General features: G+C 52.8%; 14 protein-coding genes. 6 read left to right on the top strand and 8 right to left on the bottom strand.

What is annotated here, in order from left to right; genetic code table 11:
• Positions 1-102 precede the first annotated feature (102 nt).
• Entirely contained in the window at positions 103-321 is a 219-nt protein-coding gene (gene infA, locus LBF07_RS18575) for a translation initiation factor IF-1 (protein ID WP_002211347.1), read from the top strand.
• Positions 322-491: 170 nt separating this feature from the next.
• Here the strand turns inward: infA and LBF07_RS18570 are convergent, their stop codons facing one another.
• Positions 492-2,018: an aryl-sulfate sulfotransferase gene (locus LBF07_RS18570; protein WP_047061489.1), complete on the bottom strand. Its 1,527-nt coding sequence runs from the start codon at positions 2,016-2,018 to the stop codon at positions 492-494.
• 22 nt (positions 2,019-2,040) lie between these two features.
• A complete protein-coding gene (locus tag LBF07_RS18565) occupies positions 2,041-3,594 on the bottom strand; it encodes a bifunctional UDP-sugar hydrolase/5'-nucleotidase (RefSeq protein WP_033145078.1) in 1,554 nt (517 codons plus the stop codon).
• Between the two features lie 122 nt (positions 3,595-3,716).
• On the opposite strand from LBF07_RS18565, the gene LBF07_RS18560 reads away from it, so the two are divergent.
• The gene (locus tag LBF07_RS18560) at positions 3,717-4,991 is read left to right on the top strand and encodes an IS1 family transposase (RefSeq protein ID WP_126327549.1); all 1,275 of its coding nucleotides are present in this window, start codon (positions 3,717-3,719) and stop codon (positions 4,989-4,991) included.
• Between the two features lie 157 nt (positions 4,992-5,148).
• Here LBF07_RS18560 and LBF07_RS18555 read toward each other — a convergent pair whose 3' ends face one another.
• The 3 genes from LBF07_RS18555 to clpS all read right to left on the bottom strand — a co-directional run bounded on the left by LBF07_RS18555 (position 5,149) and on the right by clpS (position 8,702).
• Positions 5,149-5,586 carry a hypothetical protein gene (locus LBF07_RS18555; RefSeq protein WP_224435048.1) on the bottom strand — a complete coding sequence of 146 codons (438 nt, stop codon included), beginning with the start codon at positions 5,584-5,586 and terminating at the stop codon, positions 5,149-5,151.
• 488 nt (positions 5,587-6,074) lie between these two features.
• Positions 6,075-8,354, bottom strand: coding sequence for an ATP-dependent Clp protease ATP-binding subunit ClpA (gene clpA, locus LBF07_RS18550; protein ID WP_008499992.1), 2,280 nt, complete (start codon positions 8,352-8,354; stop codon positions 6,075-6,077).
• A 27-nt stretch (positions 8,355-8,381) separates the two neighbouring features.
• Positions 8,382-8,702 carry an ATP-dependent Clp protease adapter ClpS gene (gene clpS / locus LBF07_RS18545; protein WP_006174393.1) on the bottom strand — a complete coding sequence of 107 codons (321 nt, stop codon included), beginning with the start codon at positions 8,700-8,702 and terminating at the stop codon, positions 8,382-8,384.
• Between the two features lie 267 nt (positions 8,703-8,969).
• Here clpS and cspD point away from each other — a divergent pair, with 267 nt between their 5' ends.
• A complete protein-coding gene (gene cspD, locus LBF07_RS18540; RefSeq protein ID WP_006809408.1) occupies positions 8,970-9,191 on the top strand; it encodes a cold shock-like protein CspD in 222 nt (73 codons plus the stop codon).
• Between the two features lie 70 nt (positions 9,192-9,261).
• Here the strand turns inward: cspD and macB are convergent, their stop codons facing one another.
• Positions 9,262-11,202 carry a macrolide ABC transporter ATP-binding protein/permease MacB gene (gene macB, locus LBF07_RS18535; protein ID WP_094935402.1) on the bottom strand — a complete coding sequence of 647 codons (1,941 nt, stop codon included), beginning with the start codon at positions 11,200-11,202 and terminating at the stop codon, positions 9,262-9,264.
• Complete coding sequence (macA, locus tag LBF07_RS18530; protein WP_045887634.1) at positions 11,199-12,314, bottom strand: macrolide transporter subunit MacA; 1,116 nt, start codon at positions 12,312-12,314, stop codon at positions 11,199-11,201. The genes macB and macA overlap by 4 nt, the downstream gene beginning before the upstream one ends.
• A 159-nt stretch (positions 12,315-12,473) precedes the next feature.
• Between macA and LBF07_RS18525 the strand changes: the two genes are divergently transcribed.
• Positions 12,474-13,430, top strand: a complete 957-nt coding sequence (locus LBF07_RS18525) for a VirK/YbjX family protein (RefSeq protein WP_033145075.1) — start codon at positions 12,474-12,476, stop codon at positions 13,428-13,430.
• On the opposite strand, the gene LBF07_RS18520 is transcribed toward LBF07_RS18525, so the two are convergent.
• Positions 13,427-15,085 (bottom strand): ATP-dependent endonuclease, encoded by a 1,659-nt coding sequence (locus LBF07_RS18520; RefSeq protein ID WP_033145074.1) that lies wholly within the window; start codon positions 15,083-15,085, stop codon positions 13,427-13,429. The two genes, LBF07_RS18525 and LBF07_RS18520, sit on opposite strands and share 4 nt — an antisense overlap.
• Positions 15,086-15,457: 372 nt before the next feature.
• On the opposite strand from LBF07_RS18520, the gene aqpZ reads away from it, so the two are divergent.
• Positions 15,458-16,153: an aquaporin Z gene (gene aqpZ, locus LBF07_RS18515; protein ID WP_033145073.1), complete on the top strand. Its 696-nt coding sequence runs from the start codon at positions 15,458-15,460 to the stop codon at positions 16,151-16,153.
• 181 nt (positions 16,154-16,334) lie between these two features.
• The gene (locus LBF07_RS18510) at positions 16,335-17,234 is read left to right on the top strand and encodes a lysine exporter LysO family protein (RefSeq protein ID WP_094934313.1); all 900 of its coding nucleotides are present in this window, start codon (positions 16,335-16,337) and stop codon (positions 17,232-17,234) included.
• Positions 17,235-17,253 lie beyond the last annotated feature (19 nt).

Here is a 17,253-nt window from a genome sequence, read left to right as displayed (position 1 = left end):
ACTGTTTTGCTGCGTTTTAATCGCGCAATTCTTTACTTAATTGATGAATTTCGGCATTATCTTGCCGGTTCAAAACTTGGTAGTGATACCCCAGAGGATTAGATGGCCAAAGAAGACAATATTGAAATGCAGGGTACCGTACTTGATACGTTGCCTAATACCATGTTTCGCGTAGAGCTGGAAAACGGTCACGTGGTAACTGCGCACATCTCCGGTAAAATGCGCAAAAACTACATCCGCATTTTGACGGGCGACAAAGTGACTGTTGAACTGACCCCGTACGACCTGAGCAAAGGCCGCATTGTCTTCCGTAGTCGCTAATTGTTTTCGCCTGTAATGGCAGATGAATATTAATTAAGGCCGGGATTTTCCCGGCCTTACTTTTTTGTGCTGCAGGCTATTATTTGAACAATTATTTGTCCGTTCGATTCAGCGTCAGGGCTGTCTGTTCGACAGCAATGCCCTTTTAATGGCTGTGTCTGGCTATGCTATCAGCCGTTTGCCACCTGATAACCTATATTTATCAAAGCATCAAGCTCGTCTTTTGCAAACAACCTTGCCCGGTAGCATTCACCAGAGAACTCTGGATAGCCATCCATCGAGCAAATCAGATCGTAGATTGTGGCAATAATATGGCCAGTTGCATCGCTGATAAAGAAAGAGCGTGCGTGGTTGGTGTAGATGCCATAGTAGTCACCATAATCTATTGCTGCCCCCATAAAATCAGTGACCTGAGGAACACGATCGGAGGGTAACTGGATAATGCTACCTGCCTGGGTTGCTGTATTGGCGACGAGATCAACAGCATAGAACATGACTCTCGCAGGATCGGTTTTGTAAGAATCAGTCGTTGAATCACGTGTAATATCTCGAGTAACCGCATTGCCTTCATTATCAACGCAGGAGCGATTATCAAAGAGCGAAAGAACAAATTTTCCTTCAGTCTCATTGCTTAACCCAGCAAAAGCGCTATTTTTAGTGACGAATACGGTATGAGCGCCATTTTCAAAACTCTCAATACCGGAAGTATCTATCTGCGTAACGCCCTGTCCTGCTGCGAAATTACTGTTAAATCCCCCGGTATTAATACTCCATAATATCTTGCCGTCGGCAGGAGAAATACCAAACGTCAGGCCTGCAGAGCGAGTATGGACAACAATCGCTTCAGCATTTGCCTCGCCTGCGGGGATCCAGGAAAGCGAGTTAAGGTGAGCATCGTTTGTGGGGCTATTATTCAGGATCTGAGTATTATCAAATGCACGGGTATAATTTTTTGCCCACAGCATCACGCCTGTCTTTTCATCAAATTTTAAAATTGATGCGTCCTGTCTCATCGTATTGGTCGAACGGTCCGGGTTATCATTACCAATCATGAAAAGATTATCGGCGGAATCCCAAATCAGATCGTGGGTGTTAGCATAGCGGTTACCATCGCGGTCACGTAAATCAAACTCCAGAATCTCGTTGCCCAAAATATCGATTTTGAAAAAGCGTCGCCCATACCAGTGTTCATCTTCATCACTGCCGATATAGAAATAACCATTATGCGTTTTTAGCATCTGATTACGGTAGGGCTGAGCATAATAGCAGCGAAGATCGCCGTTCCGGTCGTAGCCATCACAATTGGTAGTCATTAACCAACTGTTTCCCCATACGGTCGTGAAGTTAGCGGGATCCGTTTGCTCAATATCGATATGGAAAATTGTCCCATCGCGGTAGAGTTGTTGCTGTGTGCTTACCTGGATGGTTTGATTAAAAACTTCCACTCCGCTAAGGTTTTTAAAGACAACCTGCACCTGGTTAAGGTAGTTTGCATACAGTCCAATAACCGGGATTTTTATCTCAGGTAAAGAGACAATGTCATTTGAAGAATACGTAAAGTCTAAACTTGTCGTGCTAGTCGATCTTCCCAGTACCGTATAGGAATATGTTATCGCCTCATCAATTATAAACTTCAGATAGACCGCAAGCTGGTTGTTAGCAGGGGCGAGTTCCATTCCAAGATAGGTAATTGCCATATTATTCACCTGTTGTTAATTATTACTGTGTAACTTCTTTTACTCGCATCTCATTCACCTGTTGGGGAATGATCTTATTTCCTTTCACCAGATAATCAATAACCGCATTGGAAAGGTTATATCCACCTTTTACCTGTTTGTTCTGACCATCAATGAATGCAGTAAAGCCATCGCCACCAGGAGCAAGGAAACTATTTGTCGCTACGCGATAGGTTTCAGAGTCTACAATTGGCTTGCCATTAAGCGTAAGTAGCACAACGCGTTGCCCGACAGGTTTATGTTGGTCGTAGCGCATCTCCAGTCCTTTCGACATCTGCAAAACACCGTTAGTGAGTGACGCACTATGCTCCATAAGATTTCGTAAGGATTTCCCATTCAAATCCATTACGGTTAGCTCATTTGGAAAAGGGAACGCGCTAATAACATCGCCGAGGGTTATCGGACCGGCATTCAAATCAGCCCGCAGACCACCTGAATTAGTGAGCGCCAGTTGCGCATCAGGCGCAGCGGCAAGCATTGCATCGGTAAATAAATTGCCCAGCGAAGATGATTCCCCGTAGGCGCGCGTAAGCGTAACAGGCGTCTCTCCAACTTTTTGGCGAACCGTTTCGGAGAGCTTTTTATTCCAGCTATCAATAACACTCTGAGTTGCCGGATCGGGTTTCCATTCATCAGCATAAAGGGTCTTAAGTTCGAAGCTTTTTATTTTGTTGTGATGTTTTTTTAGATCCACATCCAGGACCAGTTTACCAATATCAATCCCACCACTGTCAGTCGAAAGCACCAGCGTGTTACCTACTTTAAGCGGCTCCGGCGTTCCAACATGCGCATGTCCGGTAATCAGAATATCCAGTCCTTTCACCTGCTTCGCCGTCTGGATATCCTTATCAAGGGCGCGTTTGACATCAGTATTGCCGATACTGGACTGGCGTGCAGGGAAACCTTCATGCATGAGTGCAACGGTTATATCTACTTTTCCACGTAGTTCATCCAGATAACGCTGGAGATATTTCACCTCGTCACGCGCTTCAATGCCCTGACGCATTGACGATGAAACGGTGTCATCGAAAGCAAACACGCCATGCAACCCAATGACCCCAATTTTAACGCCATCCTTTTCAAGGATTGTATACGGCTTATTCCAGAAAAGGACATTACTATTTTTATAAAACACGTTACCTAACAGTATCGGGAATTTAGCCTGGCTGAGCTGTATCAGCGTATTATCCCAACCATGGTCGAACTCATGATTGCCGACAGACGCAGCATCAAATGACATTGTATTCATAATATCTATGATTGCCCGCCCTTTTGTCAGGCTGCTAATGTATGGACCGGTAAAGTAATCTCCAGCATCGAAATAAAAAGTAGCCTTATTCTTTTGCTTTTCTTGCTTGACGTAAGTCGCAATATTTGCGAAGCCACCGACAGCTCTTTTACCTTCTGCAACATAAGGAAGTTTATAGGGCTCAACATGTGCATGCAGGTCATTGGTATAAATGACGGTAACGTCCTGCGCTGGACTTAGCGAAGCATATCCCGATAGTAATAAAACCGCGATTACTGTTTTTTTCATTTTTTAACTCTCGAATTAAAGAAAGAACTTCATTATCGATTAGCAAAAAACAGATTTTGTGAACCTTCTCACGACATATGGAAAAGGGAGACGCGAAAATTTGCGACTAACAGAATCAGTTGGTGAAGCACATGGAATCCGCTCCAAAAATAGATCTCAATGTTTGTAAAAGCTGGTCATGTCCAAATCTCGGCATACCAGATGCGAGTGATTATGTTTTTCCTGTTTATCGTCTGGGCTACGCTGCACTTGAATGTCAAAAATGTGGCAGTCTTCCTCCACTGTTTAATACCAAAGAATGTGACGAGTGGTTCAGTCAATTCATGCAACGAAAATTAGGAAATACAGGACAAGGTTGTCCCCGCTGTTTTACAGCGCACATCATTCGCTATGGATACACAAAAGCCAGAACACCCCGCTTTCAATGTTGCACCTGCCGTTATGTATTTACTCCACACTATGACAATGCTGTAGGCCTGAATAAAAATATCACCCTTCTTTCCCAGCTCGAACAAGGGGTGCACTCTGGTGAAACGACAAACCAAAGGGTCCTTGCGCAAGCGGTTAACGGTTTCGAACACGATCTGCATGTTTCACTCCCTGCGCTAACAAGGGTGTCAACGACCACAATGGTTATACCGTTTCAGGGTCATTCTGCGAGGCAGAAACTGTATGTTGTGATCAGTGCCGATGCTGACTCCGGCAAAATTATTCAAGTAACAACCAACTATTGCGACTGGAAGGCAGGTAATTCATTGCTCTATCAGGGTTCTAAGTCTTTCCCTTCTTCGATACTACCGTCGAGCGATACCGATCTTATTCGGGAGCAAGAGATGCAATTTCTTAAACGGAGCCAATTTGATGAAATTCAGTACGGTAGTGCCGAGCTTAAGCGAAACGACCGGGGAAGCATGGTCCGTCCTGTCATTACCATACACAGTCATTTCCAGAGATTAAAACGACGCTTCCCGGGTGTAACCGATCATTATCTCGCCCATGAGTGCGTTTTGCGCGGCGGCGCTATAACTGCCTGGTCAACAGAAGTCCGACTTGGGAAAACCGATCTTTGGTTTGTGTCTGAAAATATTGAAAACGCCAACCTCTCTGACAAAGCATTTTGCCTTACTGGTAGCTGGAAAATGGGATGGTGGAAAAATGTGTGGCAGCGTTGGGATAATGGCGAGATATGCAAGATGATTGGCCTGCTGACCGGACAGCAAAGTACAGCGGAGCCCGCGTTGATTTCACTTGCATCCTGCACTGCATTTGCTGTCTGGCTGAAATCCCATCCATGGTCATTACAGTGTCATAACTTTGGGGCGCGGGTAGTGAGCCAGCATTTAGTGGGTCTTGGCTGTATTTATAACCAACAGATAAAGGAAAATTCAGGCCGTTAAGGGCTACATAACGCGAGCTGTACGGCAGCGAACTGAAAGCGAACTGCACTATTTTTTATTGTCATCAAAAGTTATTAACGTCTTCCTGTAACACCCACTTTTACGAAGATTAATCCATTTGGCGTCAGAGGAACTCCCCCGACGCCTCGGATCGACGTCAGGAAATAATGTGAATTACCGTTTTTGCACTTTGAGGTGCAACGACATCTGCGGCCATCGAATGCGTTATGTCATGCAGCAGTCCCGTCAGGTGCGGCAACATATCGCGGTCAAAATGCGATACCAGCAGTATGTGGTTTAACGCCCGGCAGTAATCACAATGTGCTTCGGTGTCTTCCAGCAACCACTCTTTTTGTCGCGGTTGTTCCGCTTCGTCCTCAAATTCCACCACCTGAAAATCACGCATTGATTCTGTGAGGCCAGCTTTCATTTCTTCCAGATACGCACCCAGGCAGCGGCAGACGGGCTGCGTTTGTGGGAGTGATGTGCAGTCGAGGAGGATTTCAGTGAGCAGTTTGCAGCGCTCTGCAAGGGTTGGGAGATCGGGGTTGAGGGAGAGTTCGCTATAAAGCTGGGAGATAGACTGGTTTTTCATAATCATAATTTCCATATTAGATGCTGAAAACTACCACCAGAAACGCCAACTTCGGGTGGCAGACTGAACCGGTTTGGCGTACCGACCATATGGAAAATCGGCGCTTCAAAAGAAGCCCCGGTTCAGCCCACCATATTTGAAGGTACGGATTATACCGCAGCTAACAAAAGAGTGAACGAAACCAGTGACATTGCTGTGAGCAACATCTTTCCATATGTGTGTAATCAGGACGCCAATCCTGACACCTGATTTTGCAGGTGCGCCGCCATTTTATTACTGTGGATTTATCCAGCAACTGACTTCGAAAGAAACTGGAAAGCGCCTCGCAAAATTCCTCTGCGGCCTGATGCCCTCACCCCAACCCTCTCCCACAGGGAGAGGGAGAGGGAGAAAACACTAAAAACGACAACACTGTTGTCGTTTTGCTTTTACCTTGGCAGGCATAAAAAAACCGGGCAAATGCCCGGTTTTTTACATTAACGTTTAACTCAGTGAGCCGCTTCCGGCTTGTGCTTCGCCGCACTCTGGAAATCGTACGTCAGTTCGTTCTTCGCCTGGTCCAGCGCCACGGTCACCTGACCGCCGTCCACCAGCGAGCCAAACAGCAGCTCGTTCGCCAGCGGTTTCTTCAGGTTGTCCTGAATCACGCGCGCCATCGGACGGGCACCCATCGCACGGTCGTAGCCTTTCTCGGCCAGCCAGTTGCGGGCCTCCTGGCTCACTTCCAGCGACACGCCTTTCTGATCCAGCTGAACCTGCAGCTCGACGATGAACTTGTCCACAACCTGATGGATCACCTCGGTAGACAGGTGATCGAACCAGATAATGTTGTCCAGACGGTTACGGAACTCCGGCGTGAAGATCTTCTTGATCTCCTCCATCGCATCGGTGCTGTTATCCTGGTGGATCAGGCCAATGGATTTACGCTCGGTTTCACGCACCCCGGCGTTGGTGGTCATCACCAGCACCACGTTGCGGAAGTCCGCCTTGCGCCCGTTGTTGTCGGTCAGCGTCCCATTGTCCATCACCTGCAGCAGGATGTTGAACACGTCCGGGTGCGCTTTCTCGATTTCATCGAGCAGCAGTACCGCGTGCGGATGCTTGATCACCGCGTCGGTAAGCAGGCCGCCCTGGTCAAAGCCCACGTAGCCCGGAGGCGCACCAATCAAACGGCTGACGGTGTGACGCTCCATATACTCGGACATATCAAAGCGCAGCAGCTCAATGCCCAGCGCTTTGGAGAGCTGAACCGTCACCTCGGTTTTCCCTACGCCGGTCGGGCCAGCGAACAGGAAGGAACCGACAGGCTTGTGGTCATGCCCCAGCCCGGCGCGGGCCATCTTGATCGCTTCGGTTAAGGCCTCAATGGCTTTATCCTGACCAAAGACCAGCATTTTCAGGCGATTGCCGAGGGTGCGCAGCGTGTCGCGGTCGCTCTGAGAAACGCTCTTCTCAGGGATACGCGCGATGCGGGCCACCACGGACTCAATATCCGCCACGTTGACGGTTTTCTTACGCTTACTGGCCGGCATCAGGCGCGCACGCGCCCCTGCCTCATCAATCACGTCAATCGCCTTATCCGGCAGATGACGGTCGTTGATATATTTCACCGCCAGCTCCACCGCCGCACGTACCGCTTTCGCGGTGTAACGCACGTCGTGGTGCGCTTCGTACTTCGGCTTCAGGCCGTTGATGATCTGCACCGTTTCCTCGACGGACGGCTCGGTCACGTCGATTTTCTGGAAGCGACGCGCCAGCGCACGGTCTTTCTCAAAGATGTTGCTGAACTCCTGGTAGGTCGTGGAGCCAATCACGCGGATCTTGCCGCTGGAGAGCAGCGGTTTGATCAGGTTCGCGGCATCCACCTGGCCACCGGAGGCCGCACCTGCGCCGATGATGGTGTGGATCTCATCGATAAACAGGATGCTGTTGGTGTCCTGCTCCAGCTGTTTCAACAGCGCCTTGAAGCGTTTTTCAAAATCACCGCGGTATTTGGTGCCCGCCAGCAGCGAGCCGATATCCAGCGAGTAGATGGTGCAGTCGGCAATCACTTCCGGCACGTCGCCCTGCACGATGCGCCAGGCAAGCCCTTCGGCAATCGCGGTTTTACCCACGCCTGACTCACCCACCAGCAGCGGGTTGTTCTTGCGGCGACGGCACAGCACCTGGATCGCGCGCTCCAGCTCTTTATCGCGACCAATCAGCGGGTCGATACCGCCAACGCGAGCAAGCTGGTTAAGATTGGTGGTGAAGTTTTCCATACGATCCTCCCCGCCTGCTTGCTCTTCATTGTTATTGACCTGATTGCTGGAATCCGATGCCTGGTTAGGCTCGTCTTTGCGCGTTCCGTGAGAAATAAAGTTAACCACGTCGAGGCGGCTGACTTCGTGTTTGCGCAGCAGGTAGGCAGCCTGTGACTCCTGCTCGCTGAAGATGGCGACTAAGACGTTTGCGCCAGTCACTTCGCTACGCCCGGAAGACTGGACGTGGAATACCGCGCGCTGCAGCACGCGCTGGAAGCTGAGCGTCGGCTGCGTGTCGCGCTCTTCTTCACTGGCTGGCAGCACCGGTGTGGTTTGTTCGATGAAGGCTTCGAGTTCCTGACGTAGCGCCACCAGATCCACGGAGCAGGCTTCCAGCGCTTCGCGGGCAGATGGGTTGCTAAGCAGTGCGAGCAGTAAATGCTCGACGGTCATAAACTCATGTCGGTGCTCACGCGCTCTGGCGAAAGCCATGTTTAAACTGAGTTCCAGTTCTTGATTGAGCATAGGCACCTCCCCCAATTTTATGCCTTATCAGGCCTTTTCCAGCGTACACAGCAACGGATGCTCGTTCTCCCTCGCATAGTCGTTCACCATCGCCACTTTGGTTTCCGCCACTTCGGCTGTGAAGATGCCGCAGATAGCTTTGCCACGATAATGAACGGTAAGCATCAGTTGCGTTGCACGTTCTACATCATAAGAAAAGAACTTTTGTAGCACGTCAATAACAAATTCCATCGGCGTGTAATCATCGTTCATTAACATAACTTTATACATAGATGGCGGTTTTAGCGCGTCGCGCACTTTGTCTTCCGCCAGCTGGTCGAAATCCAGCCAATCGTTGGTCTTACCCATTATGCATAACCACTTTGAATCTACCTCAGATGTTAGATAACAATCATCTATTACTGTCATCCGCGATGTCTGTCACAAACTGTTGCAATAGCGTTAACTGCTTCAAACTTTGGTTGATTATTGTCCCATCTCCAGCGCCAAACGCTTGACGACTTCTTTCGTTTCTCTAAATTGTACAAGCGTGAGATGGCGAGGTTTTGAACAGCCCCCACTCCACCACCGGTTCATTCCATCTTAACTTATAAGATTTACGAAGGATGTCGAAGCATGGAAATGGGTACTGTTAAGTGGTTCAACAACGCCAAAGGGTTTGGCTTCATCTGCCCCGAAGGCGGCGGCGAGGATATCTTCGCTCACTATTCCACCATTCAGATGGATGGTTACAGAACGCTCAAAGCCGGGCAGTCCGTCCGGTTCGATGTACATCAGGGACCAAAAGGCAATCATGCAAGCCTAATCGTACCCGTTGAAGCAGAGACGGTTGCATAGCTCTCTGTTTTATTGTGTACATCCCGCAGTCAAAATGCCAGCCCGATCGGCTGGCATTTTTATTTTCGGGTTATTCCCGAGCCAGCGCGTCCACCGGATCCAGCCGCGCCGCGTTGCGGGCGGGCAACCAGCCAAACAAAATGCCGGTAAAGGTCGAACACAAAAATGCGGTAATAATGGCAACCGGCGAGAAGCCAATCTCCCAGCCGGGTAAAAAGAGCTGAAGCGCAAACGCGATCATCATCGAGAGCGCAATACCCATCGCCCCGCCAACCAGACACACCAGCACCGCTTCAATCAAAAACTGCTGCAGCACGTCGCTGGCCCGGGCGCCGACCGCCATGCGAATGCCGATCTCCCGGGTACGTTCGGTGACCGACACCAGCATGATATTCATCACCCCGATGCCGCCGACGACCAGCGAAATCACCGCCACCAGCGTGAGGAACAGCTGAAGAGTACGTGTGGTCTTTTCCGCCGTTTTCAAGAGGCCGTCCATATTCCAGGTGAAGAAATCTTTCTTCCCGTGGCGCAGGGTTAACAGCCGTTCAAGCTGCTGTTCGGCCAGCGCGCTGTCGTAGCCCTCCTTCACGCGTACGGTGATGGAGTTGAGCCATGACTGCCCCATAATCCGCCCTGATATGGTGGTGTAGGGCAGCCAGACGCGCAGGATCTTACTGCTGCCAAACATCGACTGCTTCTCTTCCGCCACGCCGATGACCGTGGCAGGCATGTTGCCGACCAGAATCACTTCGCCAACCACGTTGGCTTTGTTTGGGAAAAGCTGCCTGCGCGAGTTCGCGTCCAGCACCACCACCTGCGCCCTGCCCGCCAGCTGCTCGGCGTTGAAGGTGGCACCTTCGCTGAAGGTCATGCCGTAGACGTTGAAATAGTCTCCGCTCACACCGTTAGCGCTGGCGGCCACGTCAACATTGCCCACGCGCAGACGCAGGGTCTGCGAAACCGCAGGCGTGGCGGAGTTCACCCACGGCTGCTTCTGAATCGCCGCCAGATCGTCGTATTTCAGCGCCTGCTGATACTGCGGCTCGTCGTCGCCAAAGTCTTTGCCGGGATAGACGTCAATGGTGTTGGTGCCGATGGCGCGAATATCGGCCAGCACCAGCTGCTTCGCCGCGTCGCCCACCACCACGATCGACACCACCGAGGCGATACCGATAATGATGCCGAGCATCGTCAGCAGGGTGCGCATTTTATTGGCCGCCATCGCCAGCCAGGCCATGGTCAGCGCTTCGCGAAAGCCGCTGGAGAACTGTCCCCAGCCGGTTGATGCCGGCAGCGCTTCTTTCGGCGCCGCAGCCCTGGACTCACGCGGCGGCGGGTTGCTGACCAGCTCGCCGTCGTGGATCTCAATAATGCGTTCCGCCTGCGCCGCCACCTGCGGATCGTGGGTAACAATGATGACAGTGTGGCCCTGATCGCGAAGCTGGTGAAGGATCTCCATCACCTCTTCGCCGGAATGGCTGTCAAGTGCCCCGGTCGGTTCATCCGCGAGGATCACCTGCCCGCCGTTCATCAGCGCACGGGCAATACTCACGCGCTGCTGCTGGCCGCCGGACAGCTGCGAGGGCTGGTACTCCACCCGCTCCGCCAGCCCCAGACGCGTCAGCAGCATCTGCGCGCGCTCAAGTCGCTTTTTCCGCTCGACGCCCGCATACACCGCAGGCACTTCCACGTTCTGCGCCGCATTCAGGTGAGAAAGCAAATGGTAACGCTGGAAGATAAAGCCGAAATGTTCCCGGCGCAGCTTCGCCAGCGCGTCGCCGCCCAGCGTGGAGACATCCGTCCCGGCCACGCGATAGGTACCGCTGGTCGGTTTATCCAGACAGCCGAGAATGTTCATCAGCGTCGATTTACCGGAACCCGATGCCCCGACAATCGCCACCATCTCGCCCGCTTCCACGCGCAGGGAGATGCCCTTCAGCACCTCCACCGGACCGTCGCCTGACGGATAGCTGCGACGAATGTTATTCAGCTCAAGCAGCGCCGTCATTTAGCGGCTCCGGGCAGGCTTTCGCTGACAACAACCTCCTCGCCCTCTTCCAGACCTTTCACCACCACCACGTCGGTGTCGTTGCGCGCGCCGATCACGACCTCGCGCTCGCGCGTTTCGCCGTTGCGCAGCACTTTCACTTTATAACGGCTCTCCCCGGCGGACTCGCCGAGCGCAGAGAGCGGAATGGTCAGCACGTTCTTCACGCCGGTCAGCTGGATATGCACTTGTGCGGTCATGTCCAGACGCAGCACGCCCTGCGGGTTTGGCACCTCAAAGCGGGCATAGTAGAAGATAGCGTCGTTAACTTTTTCCGGCGTCGGCAGAATGTCTTTCAGCACGCCTTCGTAGCGCGTCTGCGGGTCGCCAAGCACCGTAAACCAGGCGTTTTGTCCGGGCTTAAGATGGATAACATCCGCCTCTGAGACCTGGGCTTTGACCAGCATGGTGCTCATGTCAGCCAGCGTCAGAATGTTTGGCGCCTGCTGCGCGGCAATCACCGTCTGGCCCTGCAGCGTGGTGATCTGGGTGACTTCGCCCGCCATCGGCGCGACGATTTTGGTGTAGTCGAGGTTGGTTTTTGCCGTATCCAGCGAGGCCTGATTGCGTTTGATTTGCGCGTCAATCGTGCCAATCTGCGCCTGTTTCACCGCCAGTTCTGTGGTGGCAGTATCTAAATCCTGTTTCGAAATAGCCTGGGTTTTGGCCAGCGCCTGCTGACGGGTCAGCGTTACCTGAGCCAGGTTACGTTCTGCCAGCGCCTGCGCACGCTGCGCGCGCAGCTCCATCAGCGTGGCTTCCACCTCGCGGATCTGGTTCTCAGCCTGCTCAGGATCGATAACGCCGAGCAGCTGGCCTTTTTTCACCTTGTCGCCAATCTCAACCGACAGCGTTTTCAGCTGGCCGCTGACCTGAGCGCCGACGTCAACCTTGCGCAGCGCGTCAAGCTTGCCCGTCGCGAGGACGTTTTGCTGCAGTTCGCCCGGGCGAACAATCAGCGTCTGATACTGCGGCACCGGCGCATTCAGCACCTGCCATAGCCAGTACCCACCGGCTAAAACCGCGACCGCCAGCAGCAGAAACAGCGTTCTGCGTTTTCCCTTGAGGTTCATAAATATTCCAAATAAATGTTCTGGCAATTATAAATGTTGATTCTATCTAAACGACTCCTCAACGAAACCCCTGTTCTCCGAAATCGCCCTAATTTGTTTACGAGACGTTGACATTTCCCCTGTTGAAATAGCGATATTCCAAAAGGATCAGGATCTACCATGTCTTCTATCGTCGATACATCACTTTCAAACCTGCCGCAGCCAAAAACCGGCTGGCAGCTCTTCAAAAACCTGGCTTTTGGTGAGATCGCACCCGGGCTGGCATGGGAAAAAACCGCCTACCGACGTAAGTTCATGCTGCGTTCACTGGCGACACCGCTCAGCACCGCTCGCCTGCTGTCTGATCTTGCGAAACATCCGCACCTGATGCAAATGCTCCAGGTTCAGCCGGGGCTGCCGTGTCGCCTTCATCGTCCGTGGCTGACGGTCAATATGGATCGACAGCGTGCGCTGGAATCGCTGTCCTGGCACTATCAGATGATGTGCCGCCAGCTGCCGGCAACGCTGACAAAGGGTTACCTTTCAAAACAGGGCGTGACTCTGCTGACCTTAACCGGAAAAGATGAACAGCAATTTACCGTCCGCCTGTGTGCCGACGCGTTTATGGATAAAGAGGGAGAAGCTACCCTCGTTTTCTGTGACAGTCAAAATACGGCGCTGGCGGAGATGACCTTTACGCTATGCCCGTTTGAGGGAAAATCGACGCTGTTCATTGGCGGTTTGCAGGGTGCAAAAGCGCATGTTCCCCACGAGCTGATCCAGGGTGCGACGAAAGCCTGCCACGGTCTGTTCCCGAAACGTCTGCTGGTCGAGGCCGCAATGACGCTCGGCGCCGCGTTCCCGGTAGAGCAGATTGTCGCCGTCAGTAACGCTACCCACATTTATCGCAGCTGGCGCTACCGCAAGAAAAAAGAGGGCAAACTGCTGGCCGATTACGACAGTTTCTGGAGCTCCATCGGCGGTGAAAAGCAGGACAACGGTAACTTTATGCTGCCGCTCGTCATGCCGCGTAAACCGATGGAAGAGATCGCCAGCAAAAAACGCTCCGAATATCGCCGCCGCTACGAGCTGCTGGATAGCCTGATTCAGCAGGTGAAACAGGCGACCCAGCGCTAATCCGCTTTCCCGCGTGCCAGCCACAGCACGCGGGAGAACATCTTCCGCAGCAGGGTCGGTACCGCCTCCACGCCCCGCCTCCCCGCTTCCGTCGCCACTTCAATGGCTAAATCCGGTTTTGACGAACGGTGAATGGCTTTGGCGATCACCCGCCGCATGTTCATTGGGACATCGACCGGCACCATGGCAATTCGGTGGAAGACGTCGTCGAACCCCTGGCGATACATAAAGTGTTCCATGTCCATCGCGGGCAGCATGGTTAAATGGTCGCGCTCTTCCTCGCGCTCGTTATTCAGCAGGCTCCGCACGGTCGAGGCATATTTTTTACCCGCCTCATCACCGTCTACCAGCACGTGCCACTCGATCCCCATCCGGCGGGCAAATTTTATCAGCGGCTTTAATCCCGACTGGGCGAATTCGATCACCTTAATGCCTTCCGCATCAAAATGGTGGCCGCACTGGCGCGCCAGCTCGTTGATGACCCAGGTTTCCGTCTCCCCCTCCACCAGCAGCCAGCAGCGGGCAAAGAGCGACGACGCCCGATTAAAGCGAATATGAAACGCGATGCGCCGCCCGTCTTCCGCGTTCAAACCGCCCGGCCCAAGCCGGAAAGCGGAGACGCGGGAGGATTCACGCACCAGGCGACAGACGTGTTCTACCGGCGTCAGCGATAATAATTCCCCGGAATTAGTGGTCGTGATGCGCTGGAGCGGCAGCAGGTTCAGCAGATGCCATGCCACGGAGAGCATGATGGGATGCAGGCGCGTTTCCGGGTCTTCCACCAGCAGCAGCGGCCGGGCGTCCCGGTCCAGACGAACGGTGCCTTTGGCCTGCAGAAGCGTTGAAAACAGCCCCAGCAGAATCACCCGATGGGTGCGACCGCCGGGCCGGTCGATCATCCGGTTAATGATGTCGAGGTAACGCCAGCTTCGCTGCTCATCATGAGAGCGGCGGCGCATCAGACGGTGGCGCGATTCCGACGTGCCCTGCTCGGAAAAATAGTGCTCAAGGAGTTGCACCATTGCGGACAACCCCTGACGAATTTGTCCATCGGTCAGATTCTGCGGACGCGACACCAGCTCTCTGGCCAGAAAATCCAGCTCGCGGGCGGTGACTTCCACTTCCGGCATATTGGGTACGGTACCGTTACGAATACGCCGCATAAAGCGCGCATCGCGCAGGCGTAACACCGGCGTCAGGCGGATCAGGTGGCGGGCCAGGTCGTCGATATTGTCCAGTGGGATCGGGTTGGCTTTCTCATCGAGAAAATCACGCAGGGTGAGTACCCCTTCGTTCTCCGCCATCTCGCCTTCCAGCCGATAGAAAATCCGGTAGAAACCGTCATCGCAAGGCACCCAGCAGGGTGACAGCGGGCGGAAGCGACGCACGCGGTGACGTCCGGGTTCGGATTCGCGGAACGTCAGGATGATATGCAGGTGCTTCTCGCGCCCCGTCACGTCGCCGGGCGGGAACCAGAAATCGTCGCGGACGAAGTGATACAGATCGTCCTCGGGCGAAAGCAGTAGCGTCAACGCATCCAGCAGGCTGGACTTACCCCACGCGTTCTCGCCGATCAGGACGTTGTTTTGCTCCAGCTGCAGCGACAGGCGGTTAATACCGCGAAACCCGACAATTTCCACACGTTCGAGAAGCATAAATCCCCCGCGATATGATCACTTTTTCCTTCAAGTTATCAGCAGTATAGCGGGATGCAGACGGGCTTGACACTGCAATCCGCCTCCATAACCTGGCGGAAGCACGAAAAATTCAGAATTTATCCATTAGGTTTCATTTGAAATAACCCACATCTCGCAAGATACTACCGCCCGCAAATTGGACTATGCTCTATTTACTTCCAGTTTGAACAAGGATTGACATCACATTGCCTTAAATCAAATTAATCGAATTTATTTAAGTGGCGAAGGGGTGTTGTTGGTTTTTAAAATACGGGCTCTTTGAGTCGTCATCCCTTTATGGCGATATATCCCGCACGCGGGAATGCGTGCGGATAATTATTTGAGGTGGTTATGTTTAGAAAATTGGCAGCAGAATGCTTTGGTACATTCTGGCTGGTATTTGGTGGCTGCGGTAGCGCCGTTCTGGCAGCAGCATTCCCGGAATTAGGTATCGGTTTTGTCGGCGTTGCGCTGGCTTTTGGTTTAACCGTATTAACCATGGCGTTTGCCGTGGGACATATTTCCGGCGGTCATTTTAACCCGGCAGTAACGTTAGGTTTATGGGCGGGCGGCCGTTTCCCGGCGAAAGACGTGATTGGCTATATTGTGGCGCAGGTGGTTGGCGGTATTATCGCGGCGGGCGTTCTGTACGTGATTGCCAGCGGTAAAGCCGGCTTCGACGCGGCGGCCAGCGGCTTTGCCTCTAACGGCTTTGGCGAACACTCTCCGGGCGGCTACTCCATGCTGTCTGCCATCGTGATCGAAATCGTGCTTACCGCCGGCTTCCTGCTGGTGATCCACGGCGCAACGGACAAACACGCCCCAGCCGGTTTTGCCCCGATTGCCATTGGTCTGGCGCTGACGCTTATCCACCTGATTTCTATTCCGGTCACCAACACCTCCGTTAACCCGGCACGCAGTACCGCCGTCGCCATCTTCCAGGGCGGCTGGGCGCTTGAGCAGCTGTGGCTGTTCTGGGTGATGCCAGTTATCGGCGGTATTCTGGGTGGCGTGCTGTATCGCACCCTGCTGGAAAAACGCGATTAATCTTTCCTCCCTCTCCCCGTGGGAGAGCTCCGGGGTGAGGGCTTCAGGCCGCACACCCCACGTAGACACAAGCCGGGTAAAGCGTAGCCGCCGCCCGGCTTTCTTTTGCCGCTTTACTGAACAGCCTTTATTGGGTAGTGTCACTGGCGCTTAACCGATATTCAAAAAGGACCGGCTGTTCATGTTTTCAGGACTCCTCATCATTTTGCTGCCCTTGATCGTGGGCTATCTTATTCCGCTGCATCGTGAATCCGCATTAAGGCTCATTAATCGATTCCTGAGCTGGATTGTCTACGTTATTCTTTTCTTTATGGGGATTAGCCTGGCATTTCTGGACAACTTATCGGCGAATTTACTCTCCATCCTCCATTATTCTATCGTCACCGTGGTGGTTATTTTGCTGTGCAATATTGCCGCGCTGCTGTGGCTGGAACGCACTATTCCATGGAAAAATCACCATCATCAGGAAAAACTCCCTTCACGAATTGCAATGGCGCTTGAATCATTAAAATTATGCGGCGTCGTGGTGCTCGGTTTTCTTCTTGGGCTGACCGGTTGGGCATTTTTACAGCACGCGACTGAGGCAAGTGAATATACGCTGATCTTCCTGCTGTTCCTGATCGGTATTCAGCTGCGAAATAATGGCATGACGCTGAAACAAATTGTCCTCAACCGTCGGGGAATGATGGTTGCAGTTATGGTTGTTGCCAGTTCAATGGTGGCGGGCGTCATCAACGCCTTTATTCTCGATCTTCCCCTGAAAACCGGCCTGGCGATGGCGTCCGGTTTTGGCTGGTATTCGCTCTCCGGTATTCTGCTGACCGAATCATTCGGACCGGTGATCGGCAGCGCCGCCTTCTTTAACGATCTGGCGCGCGAGCTGATTGCCATCATGCTGATCCCGAGCCTGGTTCGCCGCAGTCGTTCTACCGCGCTGGGTCTGTGCGGCGCGACGTCGATGGACTTTACCCTGCCGGTACTACAACGCTCCGGAGGTCTGGAGATGGTTCCCGCGGCTATCGTGCACGGCTTTATTTTAAGCCTGCTGGTTCCGGTCCTGATGGCCTTCTTCTCTGCCTGATACTTCTTTGGCGGTAGGT

It is taken from the genome of Enterobacter cloacae complex sp. ECL352 (genome assembly GCF_020149545.1).
Lineage (GTDB): Bacteria > Pseudomonadota > Gammaproteobacteria > Enterobacterales > Enterobacteriaceae > Enterobacter > Enterobacter asburiae_B.
Note: the sequence above shows the minus strand (reverse complement) of the source record. Positions and strands in the feature narration are given on the sequence as shown.